Raw genomic sequence first — 23,699 nt, forward strand, 5'->3', positions numbered from 1 at the left:
ATCAAAAAAAGGAAGTTATGCATGGGCATGCATCCGAAGTTCGAGCGTGAAGACTCGTTTTTGCTGGCAGACATGGTGCTCGGCGCCGACAAGCTGGATGTCCTGAAGCAGTTGATCGACCGTAAGCTGGTATCCGTCGAGAACGTGGAGGCGTGGGGACGCCTGCTCGCGGCGCTGCAGGTCGACTCGACGGGCTGGTTCAAGATGATCGACCATCTGAAGGTCAGAATCGATCCGCTGATCGGCAGCGGCGGCTACATTTCGGAAAAGAGTCCGTACGACATCGTCGGCAACTACAAGGCCGCGGCCCTCGGATTCGACGCAAACTTCTTCAGCCACGCGAATTTCAGCGGGAAAACGGCGCTGGATTTCGGCGCGGGTGTCTACCGGCCGTTCTGCGTCGCCGTCATGCTCTTCGCCAACGGCTTCGACCGCGTTTATTCGTTCGAGCCGTTCGCATTGAAACCTGACTTTCCGCTCGCGTCGCTGATGCATCTGGTGAACCAGATGCTCGTTCAGCCGGAGCGGTTCGACTTTTCCGGAATCGGCGAGGACGCGCTCCTTCAACGGGTGCGGTCGCTCGATCTCCGGCATATCGACAGGTCGCTCGCAGCCGTCGCGAACAACGAAACCGACGTGATCGACCTCGGTGGCGTGCTGTTCACCAGCAACATCGACCGGATCCCCGACGGCGCAATCGACGCGCACTTCAGCAATGCGGTGCTCGAACACGTTCAGGACATGGCCCGTCATTCCAGCATCCTGCGTCGCGTTACGTCGGCAACGAGCGTCGGTTATCACATCGTCGATTTCCTCGATCATCGCTATTACGACGACAACAACCTGTCGCCATTCGAGAAGTATTACGACGGCGTGCTGGACGAGATCAACGGACTCACGCCCTCGGACCTGGAGCGCGTCTTCCTGCAGGACGAATGGTCGGTGGGGAAAATCACCTGGAAAACCGTGCCGGCCGAGTATTTCGAAAGAGAAACGCGGCCGGTCATCGATCGGTACGCCGGCTATTCGAGGACCGAACTCGAACAGCATCTGAACTGCTACCAGTTCAGGAAGGACAACGCGTAGCCGAGTTGTCGACGGGGCAGGTCCGCGTATTCATCGCGACGCATCCAGGCCAGTTCGCGATGAAACAGGCGTGTCAGACCGCCGCCGCATCCGGAAACACGACGCCATACCGCGCGCCACAAGCACGGAGCGGCTCGACGATCGCCGGATGCAGCCGCACGCCGTGAGCCCGTTGATAAGCGCGCCGCTCGACCGCCCGGTCACCCGGCATCCGCACCGGCTCACCCGCCGTACGCGGCGGATTGTTGCGACACGCGTGGGCGAGCCAGTCCATCTGCCGGTCGAACGCGGCCATGCCGCTGAACGCATCGGGCTCGTACAGCGTGACGAACACGGTCGCGCCCCAACCCTCCGGCGGATCGGCGCGTCCAAAACCCGCTAGTCCGCCGGTCAGCGCCTCGATCAGCAACGCCAGTCCAAAACCCTTATGTCCCGCGCTGAGTCCGCCGAGGGGCAGGATCGTCCCGGGCGGGTCCGAGAACAGCACGCCGGGATCGTCGGTCGCATTGCCGCTCGCATCCAGCATCCACGGTTCCGCGAATCGCTCGCCGCTTGCGTGCCGCCGCGCGGTCATCGCGTTAGTCGTTACGGATGACGAAATGTCGATCAGGATCGGCGTATCGGACGTCGGTATCCCGATCGCAATCGGATTCGGCGTGAACAGCGCGCGCGTGCCGCCGAACGGCGCGACGCTCTGCACGCTCGGGTCCGAACTCGCGAGCAGCATCACGAACCCGGCCTCGGTTGCCTTCAGCAGATACGCGGCGAGACATGCGATGTGATGGCTGCGGCGAATCACGAGCGTCGCGCTGCCGAGTTCGCGCGCACGCGGCGCTAGCGCGTCGATGCCGCGCGCAACGAGCGACGGGCCGGGCAGGCGCCGGCCGTCCCATAACAGCGCGGCGGGGCGATCGGACACGACGTCCGGGCCGCCGTGTTTCGTCATCGTGCCGGCTTCGAGCGCGCCGACGTAACCCGCGAGCAACGCGAGCCCGTGCGTGTCGTGGCCCATCAGGTCGCCCTCGACCAATGTGCGCGCAACGATATCCGCATGCTCGTGGTCGAGCCCGGCTACGCACAGAACGTTCGTCGCATACGCGCCCAATGCATCGCTTTCATAGCGGGGATCGGTCATCCTCGTGTCTCCTCGATCGGTCTGGAAAGCCCTGTTCTTAAGGGATGCGAACACGATAGTCGATCGCCCAGGCGGTGGGAAGACGTTGATTCAACGATCAAGTATTGTGCGTCGAAATCCACGTCACTAGACTGGCATCGCCAGTGCGAACTCCGGCACGCAACGTGTGCCGCGAGGCGCGGTCTGTAACGAGGAGATGAACCAGTGAGCAACGAATACATCACCGACAAGGTCAAGGCGATCATCGGTGCGCAGACGGAATGGGTGCCGTCCACGCACCCGGTCGAAGCAAGCGAGGTCCGCCGTTTTCATCACGCGACGATGGATCGGGCGCCACGCTACTGGGACGAGGACTGGGCCGCGACGAGCCGCTACGGCGGCCTCGTCGCGCCGCCCGGTTTCCCGGTGCACGCGTTTCGCCGGACGCCGGATTCGCCCGATCCGCTCGACGACATGAACAAGCCCGATTTCGACGGCTTGAGCCGCAGCTTCAGCGGTCTGCCGGCGGTCGAGGTGCCGCTGCCGCGCGACCTGAACGGCGGCTACGAATACGAGCTGTACCGCTATGCGCGCGTCGGCGAAAAGGTGCTGCGCCAGGCGCGCTACAAGGACATCGTGCAGCGCGACGGCCGCAGCGGCCCGATGGTGTTCGTCGTCATCGAGGAAACCTACGTGAACGAGCAGGGCGAGAAGCTGCTGAAGGTCACCAACACGCAGATCATGCGGTAAGCAGGGAGGAGAGAGACATGGCTGCACTGTGCTTCGAGGACGTGGAAGTGGGAGCGGAGATTCCGCACGTCGTCAAAGGGCCGATGAGCACCGCGCATATCGTGCGCTGGTCGGCGTCGATGGAGAACTGGCACCGGATTCACTACGACTGGCGTTACGCGACCGGGCATGACCGCCTGCCGGACGTGATGGTGAACGGTTCGTGGAAGCAGCACGTGATGCTGCAGCTGCTGACCGACTGGGTCGGCGAAAGCGGCTGGCCGTGGAAGCTGTCGTTCCAGTTTCGCGGGATGAACGTGCCGGGCGACACGCTGACCGCGTGGGGCCGCGTGACGGGCCGCGAGCAGCGCGGCGGCTACGGCGTCGTGCATCTGGAAATCGGCCTGCGCAATCAGGACGGCATGGAGAGCACGCCGGGCAGCGCGAGTGTCGTGCTGCCGCTGCGCCACGGCGAGCCGGTGCCGTATCCGTTCGATCCCGCCGTTCTCGATCAGCCCGTCACGGCATGAATGCGATCGAACGTCTTCCGCAAGAGCGTGCGCGGGTGGCCGCGCCGCTTCGCGACGTGCACGTGCTCGAATGGTCGGATGCGATGTCCGCCTCATTCTGCGCGCGGCTGCTCGCGGACCTCGGCGCCGACGCGCTGAAGGTCGAACCGCCGGGCGCCGGCGATCCGCTGCGGCGGCTCGGTCCGTTCGCCCCCGATGCCGCGTATGGCGACGACGGCGCGTTGTTCGCGTATCTGAACCACGGCAAGCGCAGCGTCACGCTGGACGTCGGGCGCGGCCTCGGCGCGGCGCTCTTCAAACGGCTCGTCGAAACGACCGATCTGCTGGTCACGTCGAAAACGCTCGCGGAACTGGACGCGCTGGGCCTTGGCGCCGACGTGCTGCACGAGATCAACCCGGCGCTCGTCGTGCTGTCCGTCGCGCGCTTCGGTTCGTTCGCGGCGCAGAACGGCGCTGCTTCGACGCCGCCCGCATCGACGGACTTCACGCTGACGCACCACGTCGGTTACGCGTTTCACCAGGCGCGTCCGGTTCACGAACCGCACCGGCAGCCGCCGGTCGCGTGCGCGGACCGCGAAGTCGCGCTCGCGGCCGGCGTCGCGGCGGCCAACGGCGCGATATGGGGGCTGCTCGACGCGCAGCTGAACGGCGAAGGCCGCGCGATCGAATGCTCGCAGGCGGACGTGATCGCGCATCTGCTGATCGAGCCGGTGGCCGACTATGGCCGCGGCGAGCGCACCTTCAGCCGCGTGCGCGAGGAACTGCAAGGCACCGAGGTCGCGGGCGGCCTGATCTGGCTGCTGCCGTGCAGCGACGGATTCGTGATGATCTCGCCGCGCGAGCAGCATCAGTGGGACCGCTGGGTCGAACTGCTCGGCAGTCCGCCCTGGTCGAAGGACGCGGCGCTGTGCGGCGAGCGCGCCGCGCGCAACGAAAACTGGCTGATCCTGCAGGACGAGATGTCGGTGTGGACGCGCACGCGCACGCGCGCCGAAGTGTTCGAGCGCGCGCAGGCCGCGCGGGTCGCGTGTTTTCCGGTGAGCGGCGCGCGCGATCTGCTGGATAACGAACAGTTGCACGCGCGCGCGTTCTTCGACCAGTGGTCGGGAACCGGCGGCGCGGCGCTGCCGATGCCGGGGCTGCCGTTCAGGCTCGACACGTCGTCCGGAGCCACGCTGCCGCGCGGCCGGCAGGTGCGCCCGCCGCGCCTCGGCGAAGCGAATCGCGACGTGTTCGAGACGATGCTCGGACTCTCGCCGGGCGAACTCGAACAACTGCGTCAGCAGGGAGTGGTGTGATGAAGCGACAGGCATTGGCGGGATTGCGCGTCGTCGATTTCAGCTGGGTGCTGGCCGGTCCGATGACGACGAAGATGCTGGCCGGCATGGGCGCGGAAGTGATCAAGATCGAATCGGCGTCGCGCCGCGAACATACGCAGCGGCCGCCGTGGTGGGCCGTCGTCAACGCGGGCAAGCGGAGCTGCACGGTGAACCTCGGGCGGCCGCAGGGGCCGGAACTGATCCGGCGGTTGATTGAATCGAGCGACATGGTGGTCGAGAACTTCTCGAACGGCGTGCTCGCGAAGTTCGGGCTGGATTACGACACACTGCGCGCGATCCGCCCCGATCTGATTTTCGTGTCGGCGTCCGGCACCGGCCGCGAAGGGCCGCAGCGCGACGCGCTCGCGTATGGCTCGCTGCTGCAGGCATACAGCGGCCGCGCGAGCGTGGTCGGCACGCCGAACACGCGCGTCGAGGCGATGGGCATCCTGCCGGCTTGGACCGACCCGATCACCGCGCTGTGGGAAAGCTGCGCGGTGCTCGCGGCGATCCGGCATCGGCGCCGCACCGGCGAGGGCGCTTACATCGACCTGTCGATGCTGGAGAGCACGGTCGCGTTGCTGCCCGAACTGCTGTTCCGCGAGACGCTGAAGAGCGAATTGCCGACGGCGAGCGGCGCGCGCGAGCCTGACGCGTCGCCTTCAGGATGCTTTCGCTGCGCGGGCGACGACGACTGGATCGCGCTGTCGGTGCGCGACGACGCGCAGTGGCACGCGCTGTGCGCGGCGATGGACCGGCCGGGGCTGATCGCGGACGCCCGTTTCGCGGACGGCGTGAGCCGCGCCGCGCATCGCGCCGAAGCGGATGCGCTCGTCGCCGGCTGGCTCGCGAAGCAGGATGCGCGGCGCGCGCTCGACGCGTTGCAGCGCGGCGGCGTGCCGGCCGCGCGTTCGCGCCACATCGGCGAGGTGGTCGAGGACCCGTATTTCGCGCAGCGCGGCCTGTTCCCCGAACTGGCCGACGGCTCGCGCAGCATCGCGCTGCCATGGCGCGACACGGCCGGCTGGCGCGGCGAATTCAAACCGCCGCCGAAGCTGGGCGAGGACAACGATTACGTATTCCGCACGTTGCTGGGACTGCGCGAGGAAGAGGTCGACGCATTGACCGAAGCCGGCGTGCTGTGCTGACCGGGCGGAGACAACTAGATATCGAGGAGCGAGAAGATGAAAGAGAAAGTGGCGGTATGCGAAGTGGGGCCGCGCGACGGCCTTCAGATGGCGCACGACATCATGCCGACGGCGCTGAAGACGCGCTGGATCGCGGCGATCGCGGAAGCCGGCGTCGGCGAAATCGAGGTCGGCAGCTTCGTGCCGCCGAAGCTGGTGCCGCAGATGGCGGACACGGCCGACGTGGTGCGCGCGGCGCTCGCGCAACCGGGCCTGCGCGTGATGGCGCTGGTACCGAACCTGAAAGGCGCGCAGGCCGCGTATGCGGCGGGCGCGCACGGCGTCGGCGTGCCGGTGTCGGTCAGCGAGGGGCACAGCCGCTCGAACACGCGCAAGGGCACCGAGGAACAGGTGGACGAAGTGCGCCGGATCGTCGAATGGGTGCGCGAGCAGGAGCGGCCGATGGCCGTCGAGCCGGGTTGCGCGACCGCGTTCGGCTGTGCGATCGACGGCCTGATTCCGGCCGACAAGGTCGTGCGGACCGCGGTCGCGCTCGTGGAGGCCGGCGTGGACGCGGTCGCGCTCGCCGACACCGTCGGCTACGGCAATCCGGCCCAGGTGCGCTCGCTGGTGCGCGCGGTGCGCGCGGAAATCGGCGGCAAGCTGACCAAGCTGCATCTGCACGACACGATGGGGCTCGGGCTCGCGAACGCGCTCGCCGGGCTCGAAGAAGGCATCCGGTCGTTCGATTCCGCGCTCGCGGGCCTCGGCGGCTGCCCGTTCGCGCCGGGCGCGTCGGGCAACATCGTCACCGAGGACCTCGTGTTCATGCTCGAAAGCATGGGTTTCGACACCGGCATCGACCTCGACCGGCTGATCGCCGCGCGCGAACTGCTGCACGAAGGCGTGCCGGGCGAGCCGATGTACGGGCAGGTGCCGAAAGCAGGCATTCCGAAAACATTCCGGGTACTGGCATGACCGGATTGTGAGCGGCGGCTCGTTTGGCTATCGTGTGGTTCGGTTGTGCCAGTCAACGGCGCCCATGCGCCGGTAAGGAGACCATGGTGCAGGAGAATCCACACGGCGGCCCGTCCGCCGCGCCGGCCGCGTCCGGCGATTACCTCACGCGGGCGGAAACGCTCGACATGCTGCAGGTCAAGCTGCAGACGCTGTATGCGTACGTGAGCCGCGGTCTGATCCGCAGCGTCCCGCAGGGCGACAAGGGGCGGCGGCTGTACGCGCGCCAGGACGTCGAGCGGATGAAGTCCCGCGCGGACGCGCGCAGCGGCCACGCGCCGGTGGCCGCCGCCGCGATGCGCTGGGGCGAGCCGATCATTTCCAGCACGATCACCGAGATTACCGCGAAGGGGCCGCGTTATCGCGGCGTCGCGGCGCTCGATCTCGTGCGCGAAGGTCGCACGTTCGAGGAAGTCGCCGCGCGCTTCTGGAACGTCGGCGACGACGTGCGGCTGTCGTGGCATCCGTGCGCGCGCACGCTGCGCGTCGCGGACGCGTGGGCGCACAGCGCGGGCATCCAGCCGCGCCGCGACCTCGTGCGCTTTTTCGCGGACGTCGCGTTGAGCTTCGGCGCCGAGCATCTGCGCGGCGCGGCGACGCCCGCCGCGCAGGTGAACGGATCGAGCCGCCTGATCGCGACGATGGCGCAATGCCTCGGTTATCTGCGCCGCGCGCCCGACGGCGAGCATGCGCTGGCAAAGCGCGGCCACGGCATCGCGGCGACGCTGCTCGCGGCGCTCGGCGGCGATCCCACTCTCACTGCGCACGTCGCCGCGCTCGACGCGGCGCTCGTGCTGTGCGCCGATCACGAACTCGCGCAGGCGACGTTCGTCGCGCGCATTGCCGCTTCGGCGGGCGCCGACATCGGCGAATGCGTGGCGGCCGCGATTCTCACGCAAACCGGGCTGACGTCCGCGCGTTCGTACGAAAGCGCGGAGGATCTGCTGCGCGCGTGCCGCACGCGGCCTGACGCGCAACGCCGTTTCGCGGCCGAATATGCGGCGCATCGCAACCTGCCGGGCTTCAATCATCCGCTATATCCGGATGGAGACCCGCGCGCGGCCTGGCTGATCGACGCGGCGCGGCGTCTGGACGGCCGGCATCCGGCCGCCGAGCCGCTGCACCACGCGCTCGAAATGGCGGCCGCATACGGTTGCCTGCCGAGCCTCGAAACCGGGCTCACGCTGCTGACGATCGCGCTCGGCCTGCCGACACGCAGCGCGTTCGCGCTGTTCATCATCGGGCGCACGGTCGGCTGGGTCGCGCACATTCTCGAACAGCGCGCGTCGGGCGCGTTGATCCGTCCGCGCGCCGACTATCTGCCGGCCGAGCCGCGCGCGACGGCGGAAAGCGCACTCGCGGCCGCCGCGCCGCTCGTGGTGGCGGCGTCGTCCTGACCGTCGCTCGCGGCCGTTCCGGCCGCAGTCTCCCTGTGTTCAAGCTGCGCGCGTCGAACCTTCCGGGCTCGACGCGCGGCGCGCATGGCCGTCGTCGATGCGGTTCGAACCGCGCGTGTTCCTGCGTGCAAAACGGAGTTGATTCAACGATCAAGTATTGTGGACCGGAGCACGCGTCACTAGACTGGCCTGCAACGTACGGGATCGTGCGCGCAGCGAAACCGTATCGGAGCCGTTGTCACACCGGAGGTCGTTCGACAGGTGGAGGACAGCGCCAATAATTAGTATGACTATGCGAATGTCCGGGGCGCGACAGCCGCTCGTGCCGCGCAAACGGACCGCATATCAGGAGGAGGCTCAGGAGATGAACACCCCCAACAGAACGATGTCCGCCGACCTGGTGGGCGCGCTCGATCAGCCGGATTACCTGGACAGGCCGATGACGCCGGGCCAGGTTACCGCGCGGTTCGACCGGCTGCCGATGACGGCGACGATGTGGAAGACGCTGACGCTCGTCGCGCTCGGCGGCTTCTTCGAGTTGTACGACGTGTATTTCGCCGGCTACATTGCGCCGGGCCTGTTTCACTCCGGCATCCTCACGGCGACCACGCCGACGTTCTTCGCGATGAACGGGCTCGCCGGTTTTCTCGCATCGCTGTTCGTCGGGCTCTTCATCGGCACGATCGCGTTCGGCGGTCTCGCTGACCGTTTCGGCCGGCGCCGTGTGTTCGCGGCGTCGATGCTGTGGTACTGCGTCGCGACCGTCGTGATCGCGTTCCAGGACACCGCGCTCGGCCTCAACATCTGGCGGCTGATCTGCGGGATCGGCGTCGGCGTGCAGTACGTGACGATCGATTCGTACGTGTCCGAGCTGACGCCGCGCCGCGCGCGCGGGATGGCGTTCGGCCTCGTGTACGGCGTCGCGCAGATCTGCGCGCCGTTGATCGCGCTGCTCGCATGGGTGCTGGTGCCGATCGCGCCGCTCGGCTTCGAAGGCTGGCGCTGGGTGATCCTGATCGGCTCGACCGGCGCGCTGTTCGTCTGGTACCTGCAACTGCGCCTGCCCGAGTCGCCGCGCTGGCTCGTGCAGAAGGGGCGCATCGACGAAGCGAAGCGCGTGATGCACGTGATCGAATCGAAGGTGCGAGCCGAATACGGCAAGGCGTTGCCGCCGCCCGAGGAAAGCCCCGAGGTTGAGGAGCAGAGCGGCACGCTGCGCGAACTGTTCGGCCCGACCTACCGCTCGCGCACGCTGATGCTCGTCGTCGTGAACTTCTTCCAGACCATCGGTTATTACGGCTTCGTGAGCTGGATTCCGACGCTGCTGATCGCGAAGGGCATCATGGTCACGCGCAGCCTCGAATACACGTTCCTGATCGTGCTGCTGTATCCGATCGCGCCGTTCATCGTGATGCTGGTCGCGGACCGCTTCGAGCGGAAGTGGCAGCTCGTGTGGAGCGCGATCTCGGTCGCGGTGATCGGCGTCGTGTTCTCGCTGCTGAAGACGCCCGGCTGGCTGATTGCGGTCGGCATCGTGCAGACGCTGGTCGTGAACTGGCTGTCGACGATCGTGCACACGTACCAGGCCGAGTTGTTCCCGACGCGCATCCGCGCCGGCGGTGTCGGGTTCGTCTATTCGTGGAGCCGGCTGTCGTCGATCTTCGTCGGCTTCTTCATCGCGTTCTTCCTGCGCGAGTTCGGCGTGCCGGGCGTGTTCGTGTTCATCAGCGGCGCGATGGCGATCGTCGTCGTCGCGGTCGCGCTGTTCGGGCCGCGCACCACCGGGCTCGCGCTGGACGACATCGCACGGTGAGTCATGAAGCCGGGGCGGCGCGGCCGCCCCCGGTTTCGCCACCGTGAAGCGTGTGCGGACCTGCTCGACCCACACGCCGCCGCGCGCGCTAATGCGACGACACAAACACCGCCCCTCGATGCACGGGCGGCACCGCAAAACTCTCCTTCATGCGCCGCGCTTCCTCGGCCGGCGTGAGCCCGAACAGCCGCTTGAACTCGCGGCTGAACTGCGACGCGCTCTCGTAGCCGACTTCGCCGGCCGCCGCCGCCGCGGTCACGCCGTTGCGCACCATCAGCAGCCGCGCCTGATGCAGCCGGATCGACTTCAGGTACTGGATCGGCGACGTGCTGGTCACTGTCTTGAAGTGGCTGTGGAACGCCGGCACGCTCATGCCGGCCTCGCGCGCGAGTTGCCCGACGTCGAGCGCCTCGTCGAACGACGAATGAATGCGGCGCAGCGCGTGCGAAATCTTGCCGAACTGGCCGTGCGCGGCGAGCGCCGCGCGTATCGATCCGCCCTGATCGCCGGTCAGCACGCGGAAATACAGTTCGCGCACCAGCGCGGGACCGAGCAGCCCGGCTTCGAGCGGATCGTCCATCGCTTCGAGAAAACGCAGCACCGATGCGCCGAGCCGCGCGTCCACCGGCGAGGAAATCATCCCTTTCGGTGCGGCGGGCGGCTGGCCGCCGCGTTGATCGATCTGCAGCATCAGGTCGGCGGCGACCTTGAAGTCGAGGTGCATGTAGATCGCGAGCAGGGGTTTGTCGGCGCTCGCGTCGGTCTCCATCGTGAACGGCACCGGCACCGACACGGCCAGATAGTGCTGCTCGTCGTACAGATACACGCGATCGCCGAAGAAGCCCCGCTTGCGCCCCTGGCAGACGATCACGATACCCGGGTCGTACAGCACCGGCGTCCGTTTCAGCGGGCGGTTCGAGCGCAGGAAGCGGACGTCGGGCAGCGCGGTCAGGTTGTAGCCTTCCTGCGGCGCGAGCCGGCCGAGCAGCGAAATCGTGCGTTGCCGGCTGCGCGCGTCCCATGTCGGGTCGCTCAATGAATCCTCCGTGGTGGTCGTGCCTGTTGCACACGCACTATCGCACGAGTTGCGTGCGGCGCGCGCGGCGCTCATAGGAATAGGCAATAACGATAGAGGAATCCGCTTCCACGCCAATGCTTCGGAACCCTACCATCTGGTTCGACGGCATCGTACGTCGCGCAGCGATGTGATGCCCGACCATCGTTCATTCATTGGCGGGAACCGAGGATGTCAGCAGACAAGACGATTTTCATCACCGGAGCGAATAGCGGCTTCGGACGCGCATTGGCCGTCGCGGCGCTCGACGCCGGCCATCGGGTGATCGGCACCGTACGCAGCGATGCCACGAAGCAGGCGTTCGAGGCGCTGCATCCGGCGAACGCGTTCGCGCGGATACTCGACGTCACCGACTTCGACGCCATCGACGGCGTGATCGCGGAAGCGGAGCACAGCGTCGGCCCGATCGACGTGCTGGTCAACAACGCGGGTTATGGGCACGAAGGCATCATGGAGGAGTCGCCGCTCGGCGAGATGCGCCGGCAGTTCGACGTGAACGTGTTCGGCGCGGTCGCGGTGACGAAGGCGGTGCTGCCGTTCATGCGCGCGCGCCGACGCGGCCACATCGTGAACATCACGTCGATGGGCGGCTTCATCACGATGCCGGGCATCGCGTATTACTGCGGCAGCAAGTTCGCGCTCGAAGGCATTTCCGAGGTGCTCGGCAAGGAGCTGAAGCCGTTCGGCATCGCGGTCACCGCGGTCGCGCCGGGCTCGTTTCGCACCGACTGGGCCGGCCGCTCGATGGTGCGCACCGCGCGCAGCATCGCGGACTACGACGCGCTGTTCGACCCGATCCGCCAGACCCGCGCGGAGCGCAGCGGCCATCAGCCCGGCGACCCGGCGAAGGCCGCGCGCGCGATCCTGACGCTGATCGGCAGCGACGACCCGCCCGCGCATCTGCTGCTCGGCACCGACGCGCTGACGCTGGTGCGCGGCAAGCTCGCGAGTTACGCGGCGGAGATCGACGCGTGGGAAGCGGTCACGCGTTCGACGGACGGGTAGGCGATACGGGCCACACGCCGATGGCCGGGCGTCGATGGGCGGTCGTTACGCGATCGGCGTCGTCACCGGCGCGACGTCCATCACGTCGCCGGGTTCGGCGGCGACGAACCGCCGCTCGTCGATGCCGCGGCGGCGCAGCGCGTCGCGCAGCAGCGCGAGCGGTTCCTCGCGCGCTTCGTCGGTGAGCCGGAACACGCCCCAGTGAATGCCGATCGACTGCGCGGCGCCGAGGTCCTCCATGATGCGCACCGCCTCTTCCGGATCGGTGTGCTGGTCGCGCATGAACCAGCGCGGCGCATACGCGCCGATCGGGATCAGCGCGACGTCGGGCGAGCCGATGCGCGCGCGCATCTGCCGGAAGATCTCGCCGTTGCCGTAGCCGGTGTCGCCGGCGAAATACACGAGGCCATCGGGCGTTTGCAGCATGAACCCGCACCACAGCGCCATGCGCCGGTCGCCGGTGCCGCGCGCGGACCAGTGATACGCGGGCACGAACGTCGCGTCGACGCCGCCCGCGAGTTCGACCCGATCCCACCAGTCGCCGGTGACGACGCGCGCATCCGGGATCACGCTGCGGACGATCGCGTCGTTGCCGAGCGGCGTGACGATGAGCGGCGCGTGCGCCTGATGCAGCCGGCGCAGCGTCGCGACGTCCAGATGGTCGTAGTGGTTGTGACTGAGCAGGATCGCGTCGATCGGCGGCAGGCGGTCGAACGCGACGCCCGGCGCGCTCACGCGCTTCGGCCCCGCGAAGCTGAACGGGCTCGCACGCTCGGACCAGACCGGGTCGGTCAGCAGGTTCAGCGAGCCGGCCTGGATCAGCACCGTCGCGTGGCCGACCATCGTGATGCGCAGGCCGGCGACCCGTTCGTCCGGAACGGTCTGCCGGCCGCGCACCGCATCGGGCCAGCGCGCGGCCTTTTCCTTCATGCGCCAGCGCAGCAGGTCGGCGGCCGAGCGGTCGGTGCTCGGGTGGTCCGGGTTGAAGAAGCGGACCCCGTCGTAGTGGTCGCTGACCGGGCCGGAGTAATACTTGTTGACGCTTGCCATGCGGCTCTTTCCAGTTGACGCGGAGACGGAACGGACGCTGCGCGCCGCGTTTCGCGAGGCTGGCCGTCGGGCGACGGGCCGATCGGGAAACGGTAACCGATATGCGGGAATCCTGCTGACGCGGCTTGCGGGGGACGAGCGGTTCGAAGCCTGTGTTCGCGTGGCCGTTTTGCCAGGCCGACGCATGCGTCAGCACGAGCCCGGTTGCACCGGCCGCCGTTCCACCGAAGCCTGCTAATCCCCCATCGCGCGAAACGCCTGGTCGAAATCGCCGATCAGGTCGTCGACGTCCTCGATGCCGACCGACACGCGGACGAGCGTCGGCGCGATGCCGGCCGCCGGCCGTTCGTCCGGCGCGAGGCGCGCGTGCGCGTGCGTCATCGACGCCGGATGCTCGATCAGGCTCTCGACGCCGCCCGGGCTCACCGCGATCCGGATCAGCTTCAGGCCGTTGACGAACGCCTTCGCCTGCTCGAACGAGCCGGCCAGTTCCAGCGCGACCATGCCGCCGGGCGCGCGCATCTGCGTGACCGCCACCGCGTGGCCGGGGTCCGCCGCGAGGCCCGGATAGTGGACGCGTGCGACGTGCGGCGAGCCGGCCAGATAACGCGCGAGCTTCGCCGCGTTGTCGCAGTGCCGCTCCATGCGCACCGACAGCGTCGCGATTCCGCGCAGCACCAGATACGCGGTGTCGGGCGCCATCGCCGCGCCGGTCGCATGCCCGATGCCGTCGAAGCGCAGCCGCGCCACGTCCGCTTTCGTGCCGCAGATGCAGCCGCCGACCCCGTCGCCGTGTCCGCCGAGGTACTTCGTCGTCGAATGCACGACGAGGTTCGCGCCGAGTGCGAGCGGGTTTTGCAGGTACGGCGTGGCGAACGTGTTGTCGACCACCACGCGTACGTGCGGATGATGCGTATGCGCGAGCGCGCTGAGCGCCGCGATGTCGTTCACCTTCAGCGTCGGGTTGCACGGGCTCCCGAAATAGACGATCGCAGTGTTCGCCTTCAGCGCGTCGCGCACGCGATCGACGTCGTTGAAATCGACGCCATCGACTTCGATGCCGAAGCGCGTCAGCGCGTGCGCGAACAGCGCATGGGTGTCGCCGTGCAGCGCGGTGTCCGCGAGCAGATGGTCGCCCGGTTTCAGGAACGTCCACATCACGGTCGAGATCGCGCCGATGCCGCTCGCGGTGACGACACAGTCGCCAGCGCCTTCGAGCGCGGCCATCCGCCGTTCGAGCGCGGCGTTGGCCGGGTTGCCGAGCCGCGTGTAGCCGTACAGGTCCGGCTCGCTGGCGAAGAGGCCGGCCTCATCGACCGACGCGAAGCCGGACGTGCCCGAACGGGACACGGGCGTGGTTACGGAGCCATACGGATCGCGTTCCGTGCCGGCGTGGATCACCTGGGTGCTTCGCTTCATCGGTCGGGTCCTCCGTGGCGGAACGGCGTGAGTGCCTGGAACGGCCGGCCCGCTGCCGCCATGCGGTGCATTCGTTCGGGTGCAGGCGCCGCTCTGCGTGACGCCGTTCGGGTTCTTCGCCGGATCGGCCGGTGGGCCGTTGTCGATTGCGGGGACGGTCATGTCGCGCAGAGTGGCGAAGATGCGCGATGGCGTGCGGCGGTCGCCGTTTTTTAGCGAGGCTTCGGCCGCTGCCGGATGCGCAGCGTGTTTGTTCGCGTTGATCGGCTTACCCGCCGGTCTCCGTTCGAACAGCTTCACAGGGGTGAACGCGATGGCGATTGCCGGCGCGTCATGGGGGACGGGAAACGCGGGGCCAGCGCGAATCGAAGGCGGGGGGCGAAGGTGCCGCGGCGCCGACGCAGCGCAGCGAAGAAGCCGGAACCGGCGCGACGAGTTTCCATGCGCTCCGTTCGTTCAGCGATGCGAACGCGAGGCCATGACCCAGGCATGCAGGGATGGGCGGCCGGTTGTCCGCGGCCGGCGGGCAGCGACGCATGACAGCACCTCGGCGTGAACCGGCGTCGCGGCAGGCCGAACGGGCGGCGCGCGGCGGCGGTCGGGCAGGGAGGGAGTCAGCGTAGCACGACGGCCGGACGGCCGTTCGCAAAGCGGCGGCGCCGGACCGGCGTAGCTGCGCGCGAAGAAGCAGCGCCGGCCCGAAGCGTTCAGCTCGCCGTATTCGCGGCGTAAAGCTGCGTCGCGAGGCTCGCGAGAATCGCGTTGGTGTCGAGCGTCTGCGGATGCTGGGCCTGCTCGCTCAGCGCGTTGGTCTGCTGGCCGGCCGATCCGTCCAGCGCGGTCCGCAGTTCCTGCTGCATGAACTGCGTGAAGCGGTCCGTCGTGAACGGGTTCGGCACGCTGTTTTTGAACTCCGCATCGGTGACGACGCCGTTGCCGTCCGCGTCCATCGCGCTGAACAGCGACTGCGCGGAATCCGCGCTGCCGCCGCCCGCGACGACCGCTTCGGTGAGTTCCTGAAGCGACACGTTGCCGTCGCCATCCCGGTCGACATCCGACGCCAGTTGCGACTTGTACAGGTCGCCGAACGACACCGTTTCGATGTCGACGCCCTTGGCGCGTAGCTGGTCGAACGACGCGGCGTTCTTCGCGGCCGCGGCGCCGGCCGCTTTCTGTTCGGCGGCGGACTGCGCCTGCGCATCGGCGATCAGCGACGCCGACGCCGCGCCCTGGGACGCGAGCGAGTTCGCGTACGACGTGTAGATCGGGGGGAGGGTGGTGATCGCGCTCATGTTGCCCACGATAGCCGCGGCGGCGCGCGGCCGATTGCCCGAACAGGCCGCGATATTTCCCCCTATTCCCGGGTAAAAAGGGGGCGCGCGCGATTGTCAGCGCTATTGTCAGCTTTGCGAAAGAGAGGGACGCCACGGCTCGCCGCGTGGGGTCAAACGCCCTGGTACTTTCCCAACAGGGCCAGAAATGCGCGAAACTTCGGCCCGCTTTCATCTAAACTCTGCACTTTGATTGCAAAACCGTCCGGCGGAGGCGGGGGAAAGAAAACCTTCCGCGGGCGTCAAAGGCCGTCGATAACGGCCGATAACCAAGGATATGCGTCTGCTCGCCGTGTTTCGCGGCTGGCGGACGGCCCCACAGAAGGATAGACACCATGTTGCAATATACCCGTGGCGGTCCCGCGCGCGGGGAGGCGTATCTGGCGGGCGGCTATGCCGGGGGAACCCGCGAATCCCAACGTGATCTGATCTCGCTCGTCGTCCCGTTCCACAACGAAGCCGCCATCACCGGCGCGTTCTTCGACGCCGTCGTGCCCGTGTTGCAGGGCATCCCCGATTCGGACTACGAGATCGTCTGCGTGAACGACGGCAGCACCGACGCGACGCTCGAACGGCTGATCGCCGCGTGCGACGCGAATCCGCGCGTGCGCGTGATCGATCTGTCGCGCAATTTCGGCAAGGAAGCCGCGCTGACGGCCGGCATCGATCTGGCGGACGGCGCCGCGGTGATCCCGTTCGACGCGGACCTGCAGGACCCGCCGGAAGTGATTCCGCAGATGGTCGCGCGCTGGCGCGAAGGCTACGACGTCGTGCTCGCGAAGCGCGCGGAGCGGCAGACGGACACCTACGCCAAGCGCGGCACCGCCGCGCTGTTCTATCGCGTGCACAACGCCATTTCGGACACCGAGATTCCGGAGAACGCCGGCGACTTCCGGCTGATGTCGCGGCAGGTGGTCGATTCGCTGAAGCAGTTGCCGGAAAACCGGCGCTTCATGAAGGGCCTGTTCGCGTGGGTCGGCTTTCGCACGACGCAGATCGAGTACGTGCGCCAGGCGCGCGTCGGCGGCGAGTCGAAGTTTTCCGGCTGGAAGCTGTGGAACTTCGCGATCGAGGGGCTCACGAGCTTCGGCACGCTGCCGCTGCGCGTGTGGACATACCTCGGCGGCGCGACCGCCGGGTTCGCGATCCTGTACGCGGCCTACCTGATCCTGCGCACCGCCGTGCGTGGCGTCGACGTGCCGGGTTACGCGTCGATCATCACCGCCGTGCTGTTCCTCGGCGGCGTGCAACTGGTCGGGATCGGCGTGATCGGCGAATACGTCGGGCGCATCTACATGGAAGCGAAGCGCCGCCCGGTCTACATCGTCAGGCGCACCTACCGGCAAGGCCAGTCGTGACGCGCGGCGCCTGACCTGACCGCGCGTTTCGCACGGCCAGCGAGGATGCCGCAGCGGCTCGCACGGCGCAAAGCCGTATCGTTGCGACCCGCGCGTGCGCCTACGTTTGCGTCGCGCACACGGACCGCCGTAGCGCATCGCACGCGCGGCGACCCGCAATTCGTTCAAACAAAACAATCCCCATGACACAACCGATATCCGCGAGCCGGCCGGCCCGCGACTTCCACGCCGGCGGTCACGCCGCCTCCGGCATGACGCGCCTCGTCGCGCTGCTGCCGATCCATGCCGTCGTGTGGACGATCGCCGCGTGGCTGTCGCGCGGCAACCTCGACACGCAGGGCGACATGGTCGAGAACTACGTGTGGGGCATCGAATGGCAGGCGGGTTACGCGAAGCATCCGCCGCTGTTCGCGTGGATCACCGCCGCATGGTTCCGCGTGTTCCCGCACACCGACGTCGCGTATTTCGCGCTGTCCGCGCTGAACGCGATGGTCGGGCTGCTCGGCATCGCCGCGCTCGCGGGGCGTTTCGTGCCGCGCCGGGTCGCAGTGGTCGCGGGGCTCGCGATGGCCGTGACACCGCTTTATTCCGGGCTGGCGATCAAGTTCAACGCGAACGCGGTGCTGCTATCCGTATGGCCGTGGGCCGCGTATTGCTTCGTGCGCTACATGCAGACCGGCGGCTGGCGGTCCGCGCTCGCGCTCGGCGCGCTTGCCGCGGCCGCGGTGCTCGGCAAGTATTTCTCGATCGTGCTGCTCGTCGCGTTCGCGCTCGCCGCACTCGTGCGGCCGGCGTGGCGCGCGCGGCTCTTCCACTGGCGGTCGGCCCTCGTCGTCGTGGCGGGGCTGGCCGTGCTGCTGCCGCACCTGCACTGGCTCGTGACGAATCACTTCCCGACGTTCGGTTACGCGGAGCAGCGCACCGGCGGCACGCTGCTGTCGGCGGTCGGCCGGTTCGGCATCTATACGCTCGCGCAGATCGGCTACCTGCTGCCGGCGTTCTGCTTCGTGATCCTGATCGTGGGCGAAGGCCGCCTGCGCGCCGCGAAGCGGATGGCGTCGAGCTACGTGCGGCCGTCGCTGCATCCCGATCTGTGGTGGCTCGCGTTCGCGCCGCTGATCGTCGTCGGCGCGATCGCGGTCGCCGCGAGAACGCAGATGGCGTCCGTGTGGGGCATGGCCGAATGGTTCGCGCTCGCGCCGCTGTGGCTCGCGGTGCTGGTGCGCGAGCGTGTGCCGGTGCGGCCGGAGCGCGCCGCGTGGGTGCTCGTCGTCTACTGGGCGGTCGTGCTGGCCGTCAACGCGACGATCGGCTATTCCGGCGCGCGCCGCAACACGGACGACGCCGCCGAGCCGCGCGCGGAACTCGCGGCGGCGGCCGGCGCGCTGTGGCAAGAGCGGACCGGCGAGCCGCTGCGGATCGTCGCTGGCTCGACGCAGTCCGCGCAGTCGATCGCGTTCTACGGCGGCGACGGCGCGCGGTTCTGGGACTATGGCGAGCCGCGCATGACGCCGTGGCTGGGCAGCGGGGATTTCGCCCGCGACGGCGTGCTGTTCGCGTGCCGCGGCGACGACGCAACCTGCGCGACGCACGCGGCGGCGATCACCGGCGCGAAGCCGGTGCGCGTGACGGTGAGCAAGCACGCATGGGGGATGACGCTGCCCGCGCGCGCCTACGATCTGTTCGTGAAGGCGCCGGACAACGGCGGTTGATCGGCGGGCGAGGCGGGCGTCGTGTCGTGCAGCTGGCGGCGCGGCGGAACCGGCTGAACGGCGGAAAGCCCGGTCGCCAAAGTCCCCGTTGGTCCGCACCACGCATCACCGCCGCCGGCCCCGCGCGAATACGCGATGCGTGTTCCGCGCGGCGCCGCTGCTGACCGACTGGCAACCGGGCGTGACCGCCCGCCCGCCGCCTCCGAGCGCCGCCGCCCTAATTCAACTCCGGCGGACTCGCGACATCCCCCCCGCTGATCTGCATCTCCGCCCTGGTGCCGACGAGCGTGTCGGTCCATTGCACCGGCAGCAGCGGATAACCGAACAGATACCCCTGCTGCCGGTCGCAGCGGATCGCGCGCAGAAACGCGGACTGCTCCGGCGTCTCGACGCCCTCGGCGGTCACCTCGATGCCGAGCGCGTGCGCCATCACGATGATCGCCTTCGTCAGCGCGACCGAGTCGCGATCCGACGTCAGCTCCGCGACGAACGAGCGGTCGATCTTCAGGCACTGCACGGGGAAGCGCTTCAGATACGACAGCGACGAATAGCCGGTGCCGAAATCGTCCAGCGTGATCCGCACGCCCAGTTGCGTGAGCGCCGACAGCGTCGGGAACACGCTGCCGTTCTCCGCCATCAGCACGCCTTCGGTGATCTCCAGTTCGAGCCCCGCCGGTTCGAGTCCGGTGCGCGCGAGGCAGTGCCGGACCTTGTCGACGATGTCGTCGGTCAACTGGCGCGGCGACAGGTTCACCGACATCTGCAGGTCCGGCGCGATCGTGCGCCGCCATTCGGCCGCCTGCGCGCACGCGTGCTCCAGCACCCAGTCGCCGATCGCGACGATCAGCCCCGACTCCTCCGCGATCGGGATGAACTCGACCGGCGACACCGGCCCGAGCGTGCTGTTGTTCCAGCGCAGCAGCGCCTCCGCCGCGACGGTCTGCCCGTTGTTGCTGCTGACGACCGGCTGGTACACGAGCGTGAACTCGTCGTCCGCGAGCGCCTGGCGCATCAACTGCTCGATGCGGATGCGGCGCAGCAGGGTCTGCCGCAACTCGCTCGTGAAGAACTGGCAGCGGTTGCGGCCGCGCTCCTTCGCCTCGAACATCGCGGAGTCCGCGTTGCGCATCAGCGTCGCGCCGTCGTTGCCGTCGTCCGGATACAGGCTGATGCCGATCGACGCGCCGAGATAAAACTCGCTGCCCGCGATCTGGAACGGCTGCGCGATCGCGTCGAGCAGCCACTCGCACAGCGACACGATCTCGGTCACCTCGTTGTACGCGTGCACGAGCACGACGAACTCGTCGCCGCCGACGCGCGCGAGCGTGTCGCCGCGCCGCATCCCGCGCGTCAGGCGGTCCGCGACCGCGCGCAGCAGCGAGTCGCCGGCCGCATGGCCGGCCGTGTCGTTGACCTTCTTGAAACCGTCGAGATCGATGAACAGCACCGCCGCGCGCGTCGTCGTCTGCCGGCGCTCGGGCGTCGCGTCGAACGCGGTGTGCATCCGGTCGAGCAGATACGCGCGGTTGAACAGGCCGGTCAGCGGATCGCGCGTCGCGAGATGCATCAGCCGTTGATGCGCGTCGCGCACCGGGCCGACGTCGTTGAACGAGATCAGCAGCGCGCCCGGCTTGCTCTCGCCGGCCGCGACGATCGGCACGACGTTTTCCTTGATCCACACGATCGCACCGTCGCTGAACAGCAGCCCGATCGTCTCGCCGAGCACCGGCTGGCCGCTCGTCAGCACGCGGTTGATCGGCCATTCGGCCTCGGGCATCCGCGAGCCGTCGTTGCGGAACGCGGGCGTCATGATGCTGTACACGTGACGGCCGACGAGGCTCGTCTGCTCGCGCAGGATCCGCTGCGCGCTCGGGTTGCACGCGAGCACCACGCCGGCCGGCGTCTGCACGACGACGCCTTCGTGCAGATGGTTGATTACGAGCCGGTGATATTCGCCGTCCTGCGACAGCCGGTGAGCGATCGCGTCGCGCTGGATCGCGAAGCCGATTGCGCGGCAGGTGTCGAGCATCGCGGTTTCGTCGGCGCGGGTCGGACGGCGCAGCACGCGATGGTGGACGCTCAGCACGCCGAGCACCGAGCCGGCTTCGCTCAGCACCGGCATCGCCCAGCACGACACGATGCCGGCCGCGATCGCGATGCGCTCGCAGCGCCGGCAGCCGCCGCGGCTGCGCGCGGACGCGATCGCATCGTCGTCCGCGACGAACCGGCCGGTCTCCAGCGCGACGCCGCAGGTGCACGCGGGCGGGCAGCGCATCGAGCCTTCGAACGATGCGGCGAACGACGTCGGCAGCGACGGTGCGACCGCCACGCCGACGCGCGCGCGATCGTCGTCGAGCAGACGGATCGAGCATGCGGCGTCCGCGCCGAGCGTACGCTCAAGCTGGGTGCAGATCTGCGCGAGCGACTGCGGCAACGGCGGATTGCGCACGATCGATTCGTGCGCCGGCGGCGGGCCATGATGGAGTGAGTCGGTCATACCAGAGCGTTCGGTAAAGGACTTCGAGGCCAGCACGATGCCACTGGCTGTAATTACGGCTACCGCCGAACGGTTCTTTATACGGGGGCCGGTAGTTTTTGCTGATCCCTTTGCGGGGCCTTTGCTGGCGCGGGATCGCGCCGCTCGGCGCGGGGCGGGCTGGCGGCGTGATTAAGCGTATGCTGAACCTGGCGTGCGATGAGCGGCGCTCGCTGCGGCCTCGATTGCGTATACATCAGATGATTGCGCGCGAAACCAGATGCGAACCGGGTAGTGGCATGTGTCGACGCAGGCGGGCCGGGCGCGTGCTATATGATGGCGGCCCACGACCGCCGTCCACGTTGCCCCGTCTGTCCAACCGATTGCAGAGATGACCGAATTCCCGACCGTCGCCTGGCCCGAAGCCGGCGTAACCCACCAGGTCCGCTGGCGTTCCGAGGCCGGCGTGCCGGCGCCGAAACGCGTGGTCGTCGCGGACGACACGACGACCGCCGACGCCGCCTACCGGCTCGCGTGCGAAGGCACCGCGCTGCTGTGGCGCGGCGACTTCCAGAACGCGCGCCAGTTGCTGCAGGCGCTGAACCGGCGCGCGGAACGCAAGCCGCGCAAGGCGGCGGCCGCGACGCCGCTCGACGCGTTCCATCTGCATCGTCAGGCGCAGTCGCAGCGCGCGCGCACGCTCGGGATGCTGCTGATCCCGCTCGACGGCGACTATGCGATTCCGCTGCGGCGCGCGCCGGACGTGAAGCTCGCGTGCGAGGAAGCGTACGGGCCGGCGACCGGCGACGCGTCGGCGGTGTCGCTGCGCGAACTGCTCGGGTTGATCGGCGCGCACGAGTGGCGCAGGAAGGGTGTCGAGATCGCCGCGCTGAACGCGCGCATTCATCCGCACTATGGGGTGTTCTCGCCGGTGCGCGGCGAGTACGTCGATCTGGTTGCGCGCGCGCCGCTGCCGTCGCTGGACGCCGCGTTCGACATCGGCGCCGGCACCGGCGTGCTCGCGGCGGTGCTCGCGTCGCGCGGCGTGAAGCGCGTGGTCGCGACCGACCAGGACCCGCGCGCGCTCGCCTGCGCGCGCGACAACGTGGAGCGGCTCGGTTACGGCGACCGGATCGAGGTGGTCGAGGCCGATCTGTTTCCGCCGGGGCGCGCGCCGCTTGTCGTCTGCAATCCGCCGTGGGTGCCGGCGCGGCCGTCGTCGCCGATCGAGTCCGCGGTGTTCGACCCGGACAGCCGGATGCTGCGCGGTTTCCTCGCCGGACTGAAGGATCACCTCGCGCCGGGCGGCGAGGGCTGGCTGATCCTGTCGGACTTCGCGGAGCATCTCGGGCTGCGCTCGCGCGACGAACTGCTCGAGGCGATCGCGCAGGCCGGGCTCGAAGTGGCCGGCCGCGACGATATCCGGCCGCGCCATCCGAAGGCGGCCGATCCGTCCGATCCGCTGTACCGGGCGCGCGCGGCGGAGGTCACGTCGCTGTGGCGGCTGAAGGCGAAGGACGCATAAGCCCCCCGCGCGGCCTGTGCGGCCTACGCGGCGCGCGCTGCGCCGTCGCGCGCGCGGTCGCGGCCGCGTTCGACCGGCAGCGGTTCGATGCGCCCGACGATCACCAGATAGCTGAATGCGCCGAGCAGGCAGAAGCCGCCCGCGACGACCAGCGGCACCGTGAACGATCCTTTCGTCAGCGCGACCATCGCACCGGTGAACGTCGTGATCAGGATGCCCGCGAGGTTCGACGCGAAGTTCTGGATGCCGCTGATCGACGCGACGTGCCGCGGTGACGGCGCGACGTCGGCCGGCAGCGCCCAGATGCTCGCGGCCGCGAACGCGAGGCCGCCGTACGAGTGCGATTGACCCGGATTGCGGTGCCGGAAGCGTCATGGCTCGCCGTCCGCGCCGCAAAACCGGGCGGCGGAGGCGACGTGCGGCGAAGAACGGGAAAGCGGCGGAAAGGCGGGAACGGCCGGTACGCAAGGGACGGATTTCATCGCGGGGGACCCCATGACGGCGCGGCGAGAACGTCTGCTGCGGCAGCGCGTGATGCCGTGGCGCGCTGCGTGCCATTGATCCTGCGAGTGCGCGGCGCACGGGGTCAAGCCGCGACCCCGCCGCAGGCGACGCC

General features: G+C 68.5%; 18 protein-coding genes and 1 pseudogene. 12 read left to right on the forward strand and 7 right to left on the reverse strand.

Features of this window, described 5'->3' with window-relative positions; all coding sequences use genetic code 11:
• The first annotated feature begins 21 nt into the window (after positions 1-21).
• Positions 22-1,086: a hypothetical protein gene (locus BLV92_RS03115; RefSeq protein ID WP_090542141.1), complete on the forward strand. Its 1,065-nt coding sequence runs from the start codon at positions 22-24 to the stop codon at positions 1,084-1,086.
• Positions 1,087-1,159: 73 nt separating this feature from the next.
• Here BLV92_RS03115 and BLV92_RS03120 read toward each other — a convergent pair whose 3' ends face one another.
• Positions 1,160-2,221 carry an Ldh family oxidoreductase gene (locus tag BLV92_RS03120; protein ID WP_090542143.1) on the reverse strand — a complete coding sequence of 354 codons (1,062 nt, stop codon included), beginning with the start codon at positions 2,219-2,221 and terminating at the stop codon, positions 1,160-1,162.
• A gap of 204 nt (positions 2,222-2,425) precedes the next feature.
• On the opposite strand from BLV92_RS03120, the gene BLV92_RS03125 reads away from it, so the two are divergent.
• From BLV92_RS03125 to BLV92_RS03155, 7 genes are all read left to right on the forward strand, one after another.
• Complete coding sequence (locus BLV92_RS03125; protein WP_090542145.1) at positions 2,426-2,950, forward strand: FAS1-like dehydratase domain-containing protein; 525 nt, start codon at positions 2,426-2,428, stop codon at positions 2,948-2,950.
• A 17-nt stretch (positions 2,951-2,967) separates the two neighbouring features.
• Positions 2,968-3,459, forward strand: a complete 492-nt coding sequence (locus BLV92_RS03130; RefSeq protein WP_090542147.1) for a hotdog family protein — start codon at positions 2,968-2,970, stop codon at positions 3,457-3,459.
• Positions 3,460-3,494: 35 nt separating this feature from the next.
• Positions 3,495-4,757, forward strand: a complete 1,263-nt coding sequence (locus BLV92_RS03135; protein ID WP_243844019.1) for a CaiB/BaiF CoA transferase family protein — start codon at positions 3,495-3,497, stop codon at positions 4,755-4,757.
• A complete protein-coding gene (locus BLV92_RS03140; RefSeq protein WP_090542151.1) occupies positions 4,757-5,926 on the forward strand; it encodes a CaiB/BaiF CoA transferase family protein in 1,170 nt (389 codons plus the stop codon). Before BLV92_RS03135 ends, BLV92_RS03140 begins: the two co-directional genes overlap by 1 nt.
• 36 nt (positions 5,927-5,962) lie before the next feature.
• Positions 5,963-6,883 carry a hydroxymethylglutaryl-CoA lyase gene (locus BLV92_RS03145; RefSeq protein ID WP_090542153.1) on the forward strand — a complete coding sequence of 307 codons (921 nt, stop codon included), beginning with the start codon at positions 5,963-5,965 and terminating at the stop codon, positions 6,881-6,883.
• An 86-nt stretch (positions 6,884-6,969) separates the two neighbouring features.
• A complete protein-coding gene (locus BLV92_RS03150; RefSeq protein WP_244283738.1) occupies positions 6,970-8,319 on the forward strand; it encodes a citrate synthase in 1,350 nt (449 codons plus the stop codon).
• 364 nt (positions 8,320-8,683) lie between these two features.
• On the forward strand, positions 8,684-10,132 hold the full coding sequence (locus BLV92_RS03155) for an MFS transporter (protein ID WP_090546793.1): 1,449 nt from the start codon (positions 8,684-8,686) through the stop codon (positions 10,130-10,132).
• A gap of 88 nt (positions 10,133-10,220) precedes the next feature.
• Here the strand turns inward: BLV92_RS03155 and BLV92_RS03160 are convergent, their stop codons facing one another.
• Complete coding sequence (locus tag BLV92_RS03160; RefSeq protein ID WP_090542156.1) at positions 10,221-11,243, reverse strand: AraC family transcriptional regulator; 1,023 nt, start codon at positions 11,241-11,243, stop codon at positions 10,221-10,223.
• Positions 11,244-11,378: 135 nt separating this feature from the next.
• Between BLV92_RS03160 and BLV92_RS03165 the strand changes: the two genes are divergently transcribed.
• A complete protein-coding gene (locus BLV92_RS03165) occupies positions 11,379-12,212 on the forward strand; it encodes an oxidoreductase (RefSeq protein ID WP_090542158.1) in 834 nt (277 codons plus the stop codon).
• A gap of 45 nt (positions 12,213-12,257) precedes the next feature.
• On the opposite strand, the gene BLV92_RS03170 is transcribed toward BLV92_RS03165, so the two are convergent.
• The 3 genes from BLV92_RS03170 to BLV92_RS03180 form a co-directional block, all read right to left on the reverse strand.
• On the reverse strand, positions 12,258-13,262 hold the full coding sequence (locus BLV92_RS03170) for an MBL fold metallo-hydrolase (RefSeq protein WP_090542160.1): 1,005 nt from the start codon (positions 13,260-13,262) through the stop codon (positions 12,258-12,260).
• 234 nt (positions 13,263-13,496) lie between these two features.
• A complete protein-coding gene (locus BLV92_RS03175; protein WP_090542163.1) occupies positions 13,497-14,681 on the reverse strand; it encodes a trans-sulfuration enzyme family protein in 1,185 nt (394 codons plus the stop codon).
• A gap of 707 nt (positions 14,682-15,388) precedes the next feature.
• On the reverse strand, positions 15,389-15,973 hold the full coding sequence (locus tag BLV92_RS03180; RefSeq protein ID WP_090730117.1) for an EF-hand domain-containing protein: 585 nt from the start codon (positions 15,971-15,973) through the stop codon (positions 15,389-15,391).
• 374 nt (positions 15,974-16,347) lie between these two features.
• On the opposite strand from BLV92_RS03180, the gene BLV92_RS03185 reads away from it, so the two are divergent.
• Positions 16,348-17,370, forward strand: coding sequence for a glycosyltransferase family 2 protein (locus BLV92_RS03185; RefSeq protein ID WP_090542167.1), 1,023 nt, complete (start codon positions 16,348-16,350; stop codon positions 17,368-17,370).
• A gap of 182 nt (positions 17,371-17,552) precedes the next feature.
• The gene (locus BLV92_RS03190) at positions 17,553-19,082 is read left to right on the forward strand and encodes a glycosyltransferase family 39 protein (protein ID WP_090542168.1); all 1,530 of its coding nucleotides are present in this window, start codon (positions 17,553-17,555) and stop codon (positions 19,080-19,082) included.
• A 217-nt stretch (positions 19,083-19,299) separates the two neighbouring features.
• Here BLV92_RS03190 and BLV92_RS32855 read toward each other — a convergent pair whose 3' ends face one another.
• Positions 19,300-21,579, reverse strand: coding sequence for a putative bifunctional diguanylate cyclase/phosphodiesterase (locus tag BLV92_RS32855; protein ID WP_090542170.1), 2,280 nt, complete (start codon positions 21,577-21,579; stop codon positions 19,300-19,302).
• Positions 21,580-21,949: 370 nt separating this feature from the next.
• Here BLV92_RS32855 and BLV92_RS03200 point away from each other — a divergent pair, with 370 nt between their 5' ends.
• Positions 21,950-23,083, forward strand: coding sequence for a methyltransferase (locus tag BLV92_RS03200; RefSeq protein WP_090542172.1), 1,134 nt, complete (start codon positions 21,950-21,952; stop codon positions 23,081-23,083).
• A 23-nt stretch (positions 23,084-23,106) separates the two neighbouring features.
• Here the strand turns inward: BLV92_RS03200 and BLV92_RS03205 are convergent.
• Positions 23,107-23,421, reverse strand: a pseudogene (locus tag BLV92_RS03205) (MFS transporter); the annotation flags it as partial.
• Positions 23,422-23,699 lie beyond the last annotated feature (278 nt).

Source organism: Paraburkholderia caballeronis, from assembly GCF_900104845.1.
In the GTDB taxonomy this organism is placed as follows: Bacteria; Pseudomonadota; Gammaproteobacteria; order Burkholderiales; family Burkholderiaceae; genus Paraburkholderia; species Paraburkholderia caballeronis.